Consider the following 7,334-nt stretch of genomic DNA (forward strand, 5'->3'; position numbering starts at 1 on the left):
TGTTGTACCGGATTTCGAAATCATGTTGACGGAGAAATCACGGTCGCCGATCACTTCAATCAGGTCCGCTAAATAAGTTGAGCTGATGCTGTTCCCCGCAAAGAAAATTTGGGGTGTTTTGCGATTTTCAGCCGTCTGCACATTATAGAAGGTGTGGTTCAAGAAATCGATCGCGGCACGTGCGCCTAAGTATGAACCGCCGATGCCGATGACAACCAACACGTCTGAATCGGATTGGATCTTTTTAGCAACCGCTTTGATGCGGGCAAATTCTTCTTTGTCGTAATCCTTCGGCAAATCGATCCAGCCTGTAAAATCATTACCTGGACCTGTTCCTTCCCGTAACGCTTTATCAGCAGCGGTAACTTGGAATTGCAGATAATCCAATTCGTGTTGCCCCAAGAATTCCAGAGCCTTAGAATAATCAAAATTAATATGTGCCATTTAATGCCCTCCTATTTCACTCACTATTTTTACAGATGAAAACAAACGCGTGCGTTCATCCTTCATTCACACCCAAAAGATTAACAAAAGCTCCAGCATCCCTGTCCCGCGCCAAGGCGGTATAAGGGTGCTGGAGCACTGTTCATCAAATGCCCACTACATTGACGGCAAAGATCATTCTCCGTATTTCAAAAATAAAGAACGGCCATCATTTTCAAAAACATCCAGGGCTTTGAGCGCCAAATCTTTGTTCATCATACTTTCGAAAACATCAGGTGGTACCGTAGCCGTATGGGCACCAGCTGTCAATGAATCAATAACTTGGTTTGCATTCTTGAAGCTTGCAGCTATAACTTTTGTCTCATAGGCTCTTTCATCAATGAATGATCTCATATGGCTGATTACTTGCAAAGGATCGATATTATTGTTCGACATTCTGTTTACATAGGGCGCTAAATAATCGCACCCCGCAATCGTGGCGAGCACGCCTTGATCTGCAGAATAAATGAGCGTGCCCAGGACGATTCTGTTTGAATCATCCCCTTTGATCCTGGTAATCGCTTCCAATCCTTGCTGCGTCACAGGGACTTTGATGGAGAGTTGGTGATTTGCGTCAAACGTTTTGATCGCTTCATAATCAGCAACCATTTCCTCGGCAGTTGTGCCTAAAACTTGCACGAACACTTCTTCAAATCCCAACGCCAACAATTCTTCTAGCTGTGTAAAGCGGCTTTTATTGCCTTTTGATAAGATTGTCGGGTTCGTTGTAACGCCTTTCAAGATGCCCGTTTTGGCAAATGCTTTGATTGCATCAATCTCATTCGTATCGATAAACATCTTAATGGGCTGCCGCCTTTTCAGAAATTTTAATGGTGGTACCTTCTTTGATGGCATTCACTTGTTTGTTTTCCACATACAGGGTTCCAGCCAAGTCCGCTACTGTTTCACCACTAAAATTGATTGTGATATGTCCAAGATCCTTAAGGTTCTTGTTGACCACGTTACCGACGGCTGTGATTTCATATTTCTCATCATCAATAAACAGTTCGTAGCCTAATTGTATTTCATTCTCCAACACATTTTGTTCAATCAAGAAGCAATACGGTCTCAATGCTTCTGGAGCATCATCCCCGAACAGCACCATCATGTCTTCCTCTAAGAACTCTTTTGCATTTGGTCCGATTTCTGTGATCACTGTTGAATAAATGGCCATTTTCTTCACCTTTTCTAATTAATAATATTTTTTTAATTTTAGTATAATCCAAAGCTTGCTAACCAAGCAACGAATACACGCGGCACACCGTTCAGGAATCGAGAATACAGAACGGATGGTACACCGACTTCTACCGTTTTAGCTTCTGCTTCTTGCAAGCCTAAACCAACCGGAATGAAATCGCAAGCATTTTGTGTATTGATGGCGAATAAAGCTGGCAAAGCTAAGCTTGGTGCGATATTGCCTTTACCGATTTCAACACCGATCAACGTTCCGATAACTTGCGCGATTACAGCACCAGGTCCCAATAGAGGCGAGAGGATAGGCAAGGAACAAATGAATCCGATGACCATCAATCCCCACACGTTGCCGGCTAACGGAATCATCAGTTTAGCGAACAGATTTCCGATACCACTACCTTGAATGATACCGATCAGCATCGCTACAAAGGCCATGAACGGGATGATCGTTTGCAATACCGTCTGCACAGCTTCTCTGGCTGACTGCAGCATGATGGCGATCCCTTTACCTGCGGCCAAACCGATTTTGGCAACGATGCTACCTTTTTCTGCATTTTGTTGCGTTAGCTTTTTGTCTGTAGTGTACGCCACGGTTTCTGTTGCTGCTTCTTTTTCAGGTTCAATGGCTGTTGCAGTAGCCGTCTCGTCTGTGAGTTGGATTTGATTCAACCCAACGCTTGAGACATAGATTTGTTCATTGATATATTTAGCTAATGGGCCAGATTTTCCGGTTGCGACAACGTTTATAGTCGGGATCCCTTTTTGTGGATAGATGCCGCATCTCAACGTTCCACCGCAGTCGATGATAGCCAAGGCAGTTTCGTCATCCGGAATAGATGTTTTAAAGCCATTGACAGCTTCCATCCCTGTTAGTTCCGCGATTCTGTCGACGATGGCGGGTTTTTCTCCTCCGCCAACAATATATATGAATTTATGTTTTTGTTCAGTTGGTGTAATGATTAGTGGCCCGCCCCAACCGCCGGAGCCTTTTTCTACTTTAATGCTTTTATATTCTGTCATGATATATTCCCCTCTCGATCCAATGATTTCGCTTTTATTCAAACCAATACTGTTCCTTATTGAACGTCAACTGTTTTGCTCAATTGTATGCCCGTTTTTTTGCAGACATAAGCAGTTGTGAAGTCGGTTACATATCCGCCTACTGCATTCATCACCAAACCTACTAACAAATATCTCATAGCTAATGGCGTTGTGCTTAATCCTAGCGTTTCAATACCTGAGGCAATCCCAAGGAATACGAACAATTCACCTGCGTTGATATGCGGGAAAATCCCGTTGCTTGTGTGGTTGTATTGCGCAAGCGCTGCATAATAACTTGGTTTGTAAAATTCTGGCAAGAATCTGCCCAGTGTGAATGAGGCAGGATTGCCTAGCATGAACGCGGCTAAAAACGGCAGGATACAGTTTCTGACAAGGGAATATTTAGAAGTTTTTTGTGCGAAGCTATTTATTTTATCCTCACCAATCAGCTTGATTACGACATTCATGAATACCATCAGAATTAATACTACTGGCACAATGCCAGTCATCCAGCTAATAAATGTAGCTGCACCTAATCTAAATAGTCCGATAAAACCTTCAGCACCTTTAATTAAAATGTCCATTTTTAACACTCCTTATTTTATGCATTATTTATGCACCATTTATCCGAATTATATATTTTTTATTTTCTTAACCAGTTCTGCAAACGGAGATCCTTTTTCTGGAATCGCTTCTCCATTGATGAACATCTTATAATTATTGACCGCATTCATAACTGTGTTACGCGTGATTTTTATCTCAGCTATCATTTCAGAATCTTCAGCTGTGATGGCTCCAATGTACTTACCCTTGAATTTGTCGTATGGTTTGAATCTGGCCAGGATTGTTGTTCCCTGCAGTTTCTTCCCTCTGACGATGACTCCCTCATCATCCAATAAGAACATGATGATTGTCCCTGAAGTAAGTTTGCCTGCGCGTTTCCCTATGGCAACTCTGCCTTCCGCCTTCAATTCATTATACTCATTGCCAAAGTGTTTAATCTGAAAAAAGCCTAATGCACTTTGAATTAAAAAAGCACCGACAACCATGATCCCCAATACAAACATATTATCCATCTACTTTGTTCCTCTTTTCTCCAGCATCTCAATGAATCCTTGAACATCGCTAATTTGTTGTAGTTTGTCGATCAGCACGGTATCGTTTATCACCTTAAACACGAAATCATATACTTGCATCAATATTTTTTCCTGTTGCTCCGTAATTTTTTCCGGAGTTATCAAGAATAGCATCAACGAAAAACCATCGTAACGCTTGTCAGCCTTTATTTTACCTAGAACAAAAATTAATTTATCAACATTTGGATCCGTCAGATGAGGGAACGCCACTTTATTTTCATAGATCATCGTGTGTCTTTCTTCTTTTTCTATGAAGCGATCCAAAATATCATCCGAAAGTTTATAACGTTTGGATAAATAAATCATGATCTCTTCTACATAATCGAAATAGCCCATTTGCCCAGTTAAGTTTTTGACATGATAGCTGATATTATTGTTTGAAATGTGCTTGATGCTGTATTGATCTTTTTCGATTGCATATATTTTTTTCACTAATTCGTCTTGATTAACCACCCTGTCAATGTGAATGATTGGCACCTCTGCATTGGTCAAAATGTTCTCGGTCGTAAAAAGCAATTTGAACTGCTTTAATTTTTCTTCCTGTAGGTCTGAGGTATTCAAATGAACGACATTCCTATCATTGCCTACAATTTCTTTAATTTGCCTGCTGATTAATTCGAAATTTCCTCTACCGACATTCGTAATGATCCCTACATCAGTCGTAGCTTTTTCATTCGAATCATAAGATTGTCTTTCATCCAACATCAGTGCGTAATAGATCGCAAAATAACTGATATCATCATCACTTGCACTTAATTGGTAAAGCCTATTCAATTCTTTCAGGGAAATCTTTGCCAACTCGAATGCCAAAGGATATCTTAATTTTATCTGTTCAAAATACAGATCTGTTTTAGGTATCCGGAAAACAAGCCTATTGATCAGAAACAGCAAATGGTCCTTCACTTTGTTAAAAAATGCCTCTTCGTCGATCTCGATCATAACCTGATCTCTTACCGTTGCCAACATGCTGGAAACGATCGACCGCAAAGCCTGTTCGTTCATAGTATTTTCTGCATTTTTAACATATGCCGAGTTCCTGGTATTAATAGGAAAAGACAGGAAATCTACTTCGTGATCATTCAAAGAGATGTGATATCTATCCTCTATCATTTGGATGTACGCGATTATGTTCTCCGCATCTCTTTCGAAGTTTTTGTACAGCGGTATTTCGGAATCGATTACATTTCCATCCATTATTCTGTGTACCGTAATCACAAATGTTTTATAAAGTAATTCCTTGCTTTGATCATCCAGTTTGTAACCGACGATCAGCCTTTCGATGAGTTCCTGCATCCCTTGATCCGCCAAAAATGTCATCTGGATCAGGTCATACACTTCATATATCAAGACCAATCTGGTCCCAAACTCGCTGCATTTGAATGTGATGCCTTTGTTTGGGACGCCGATTATTTTGGCATTGTATTTACCCAAAATATTCTTGGTCTTTTTTATGTCGTTGTTCACTGTGCTCCTGCTTACACACATGTCTTCGGATAAATCACCGATGTTCAGGTATTCCTCTGTGCATATCAATCTGTACAGCAGATAAGCGATCCTGAACTCTGATTTGTTAAAATCCTGCTGGAGATTGAATTGCAGTGTATTGAATAGATTGCTTTTCTCCAGCAGATCAACTGTCACATCCGATTCATCGACGCTTCTGACTTTTAAAATCCCATCGTAGATGTTATTTAGATCAGCAACGATCATACTGACTTGGTTTTTTCTCAACCCTGATTTGTCTTGAAGTTCACTTAGGTTCACCTGTTTTTTTGAAAGCAGGATTCTAAGTAGCGCTTCCCTATTGCTTGCTGTTGACATGTATATGCCCCCATTTTATCCTCTAGATTTCCCGCCGGTAATATTAATAGTAGTCCCTGTGATATAGGCCGATTTGTTGGAAGCTAAGAATGCCACTAAGTAACCCAGTTCATCCAACTTACCAACACGTCCTAATGGAATGCTCTTTTCGTATCCCGTATCCAATTGATCTACTGGAATATTTCTTGTATAAGCCAGTGCTTCATTATAGGCAGGAGTGGTTAAACCTGTTTTTTCATTTATCCCCGGTGCTACGGCAACGACCTTAATACCGAATTTACCCAATTCTTTTGCCCATGATCTCGTATATGAATTTGTTGCTCCTTTGGTGGCTGAATATAGGCTTTGTCCTACAGAACCTTCCATGCCTGATTCAGACGAGATGTTAATTATAGTTCCTTCTATCTTATTCTTCAACATGTTTCTGACTACCGCTTGAGTAGTGAAAACCATTCCTTTTTGGTTTACCGCTGTCATTTTATTGAATGCGTCTTCGTCGATTTCATAGTTCCTCTCATCGCTGTACACATCCACCAATAAGCGCGGCATGTTCATGCCTGCATTATTCACTAAAACATCAATTTTTCCAAATTTTTCAACAGCTGCATCCACCATAGCATTGATGCTTTCAATAGAGGTTACGTCTGTCTTTACATTTAGTTTACCATATACAACGGTGCCTGTTTCTACGCTTAAATCTGCAACGACTACATTTGCACCTTGTTCTCTCAAATGATCTGCGATGTGCAATCCGATGCCTGAATTTCCTCCAGTAACAATGATTGTCTTCCCGTCTAACTCTAACCAATTTTGTGTCATATCTCTCTGTATCCCCTTTCATATCTTACATTTCAAAGTATAGACTAAATCAAAATTTAATTAATACAGACATAATTCGTCACATTCGACTTTTCCTTTGAACTAATTACGCCGGCATGCAAACGCTTCAAATCCGAAGTTGCCTCACCCACCGGTACGCGCTTGCCTTTTCCCCGCCAACACTGGGAAAGTGCTGCTTTTTTCTCTTTTGCATCTTGCATTTTAGGGGATGCGGCGAATGTAAAAAAACAGTTAGTGCAAGCTTGTCCGGTCAGTTTTCATTTTATCTTTGAACTAATTGCCTCTATAAAAAGAAGGAATTTGATCCATCGATCCTATTTATCATGAAGCTGCCGGAAAAAGAATGAATTATGTCAGAGATTGAACAGCAGATAAAGCGAGTTGATTGTTCTCGTTTACGGATCCTTCATTGCAGAGATACACGTATTTTCCCCACAAGAGTGTATTACTTCGATATTTCCGCGCGTATTCTCGAATGATCTTCCTGCATTCGAGAATCTCGCCATGTGCAGTCTTTTCAGTTGCTGGATCGGGGAGCGCGTAATATTATACGTATCCCTCAAAATGCCTCAAAATGAGACAGCCCCTCTCTTACCCCATTGATGGGATTGCCGTTTGCTAGGCATTTTTTATCTGTTTCAACTTCGGAAATGGCAAAAAAAGACTGCCGACATAATGTCAACAGTCTTTTCGTTTGCGCGGCAACGTCCTAGTCTCACAAAGGGAAACCCTTCACTACAATCGGCGCTAAGAAGCTTAACTTCTGTGTTCGAGATGGGAACAGGTGTGACCTTCTTGCCATCGTCACCGCACATTTTT

7 protein-coding genes, 1 rRNA gene and 1 pseudogene are annotated in these 7,334 nt (G+C 40.8%); all 9 read right to left on the reverse strand.

The window, feature by feature from the left end; translation table 11 throughout:
- Positions 1-444, reverse strand: a pseudogene (gene pgi / locus BM101_RS13535) (glucose-6-phosphate isomerase); the annotation flags it as partial.
- Between the two features lie 174 nt (positions 445-618).
- Positions 619-1,281: a transaldolase family protein gene (locus BM101_RS13540; RefSeq protein ID WP_087034278.1), complete on the reverse strand. Its 663-nt coding sequence runs from the start codon at positions 1,279-1,281 to the stop codon at positions 619-621.
- Position 1,282: 1 nt separating this feature from the next.
- The gene (locus BM101_RS13545; RefSeq protein ID WP_087034279.1) at positions 1,283-1,657 is read right to left on the reverse strand and encodes a PTS glucitol/sorbitol transporter subunit IIA; all 375 of its coding nucleotides are present in this window, start codon (positions 1,655-1,657) and stop codon (positions 1,283-1,285) included.
- Between the two features lie 38 nt (positions 1,658-1,695).
- On the reverse strand, positions 1,696-2,697 hold the full coding sequence (gene srlE / locus BM101_RS13550; protein WP_087034280.1) for a PTS glucitol/sorbitol transporter subunit IIB: 1,002 nt from the start codon (positions 2,695-2,697) through the stop codon (positions 1,696-1,698).
- Positions 2,698-2,753: 56 nt separating this feature from the next.
- Complete coding sequence (gene srlA, locus BM101_RS13555) at positions 2,754-3,302, reverse strand: PTS glucitol/sorbitol transporter subunit IIC (RefSeq protein ID WP_087034281.1); 549 nt, start codon at positions 3,300-3,302, stop codon at positions 2,754-2,756.
- A gap of 48 nt (positions 3,303-3,350) precedes the next feature.
- Positions 3,351-3,794, reverse strand: coding sequence for a transcriptional regulator GutM (locus BM101_RS13560; RefSeq protein ID WP_087034282.1), 444 nt, complete (start codon positions 3,792-3,794; stop codon positions 3,351-3,353).
- Complete coding sequence (locus tag BM101_RS13565; protein WP_087034283.1) at positions 3,795-5,675, reverse strand: BglG family transcription antiterminator; 1,881 nt, start codon at positions 5,673-5,675, stop codon at positions 3,795-3,797. It abuts the gene before it with no gap.
- Between the two features lie 15 nt (positions 5,676-5,690).
- Positions 5,691-6,494, reverse strand: a complete 804-nt coding sequence (locus BM101_RS13570) for a sorbitol-6-phosphate dehydrogenase subunit (protein WP_087034284.1) — start codon at positions 6,492-6,494, stop codon at positions 5,691-5,693.
- A gap of 717 nt (positions 6,495-7,211) precedes the next feature.
- A 5S ribosomal RNA gene (gene rrf, locus BM101_RS13575) occupies positions 7,212-7,327 on the reverse strand.
- Positions 7,328-7,334 lie beyond the last annotated feature (7 nt).

The organism is Trichococcus palustris, from assembly GCF_900114465.1.
GTDB lineage: Bacteria > Bacillota > Bacilli > Lactobacillales > Aerococcaceae > Trichococcus > Trichococcus palustris.

Bases quoted from the DNA above. Each gene is read 5' to 3' on its own strand.
- BM101_RS13540 (WP_087034278.1), bottom strand. From the start codon at position 1,281: ATGTTTATCGATACGAATGAGATTGATGCAATCAAAGCATTTGCCAAA.
- BM101_RS13545 (WP_087034279.1), bottom strand. From the start codon at position 1,657: ATGGCCATTTATTCAACAGTGATCACAGAAATCGGACCAAATGCAAAA.
- srlE (WP_087034280.1), bottom strand. From the start codon at position 2,697: ATGACAGAATATAAAAGCATTAAAGTAGAAAAAGGCTCCGGCGGTTGG.
- srlA (WP_087034281.1), bottom strand. From the start codon at position 3,302: ATGGACATTTTAATTAAAGGTGCTGAAGGTTTTATCGGACTATTTAGA.
- BM101_RS13560 (WP_087034282.1), bottom strand. From the start codon at position 3,794: ATGGATAATATGTTTGTATTGGGGATCATGGTTGTCGGTGCTTTTTTA.
- BM101_RS13565 (WP_087034283.1), bottom strand. From the start codon at position 5,675: ATGTCAACAGCAAGCAATAGGGAAGCGCTACTTAGAATCCTGCTTTCA.
- BM101_RS13570 (WP_087034284.1), bottom strand. From the start codon at position 6,494: ATGACACAAAATTGGTTAGAGTTAGACGGGAAGACAATCATTGTTACT.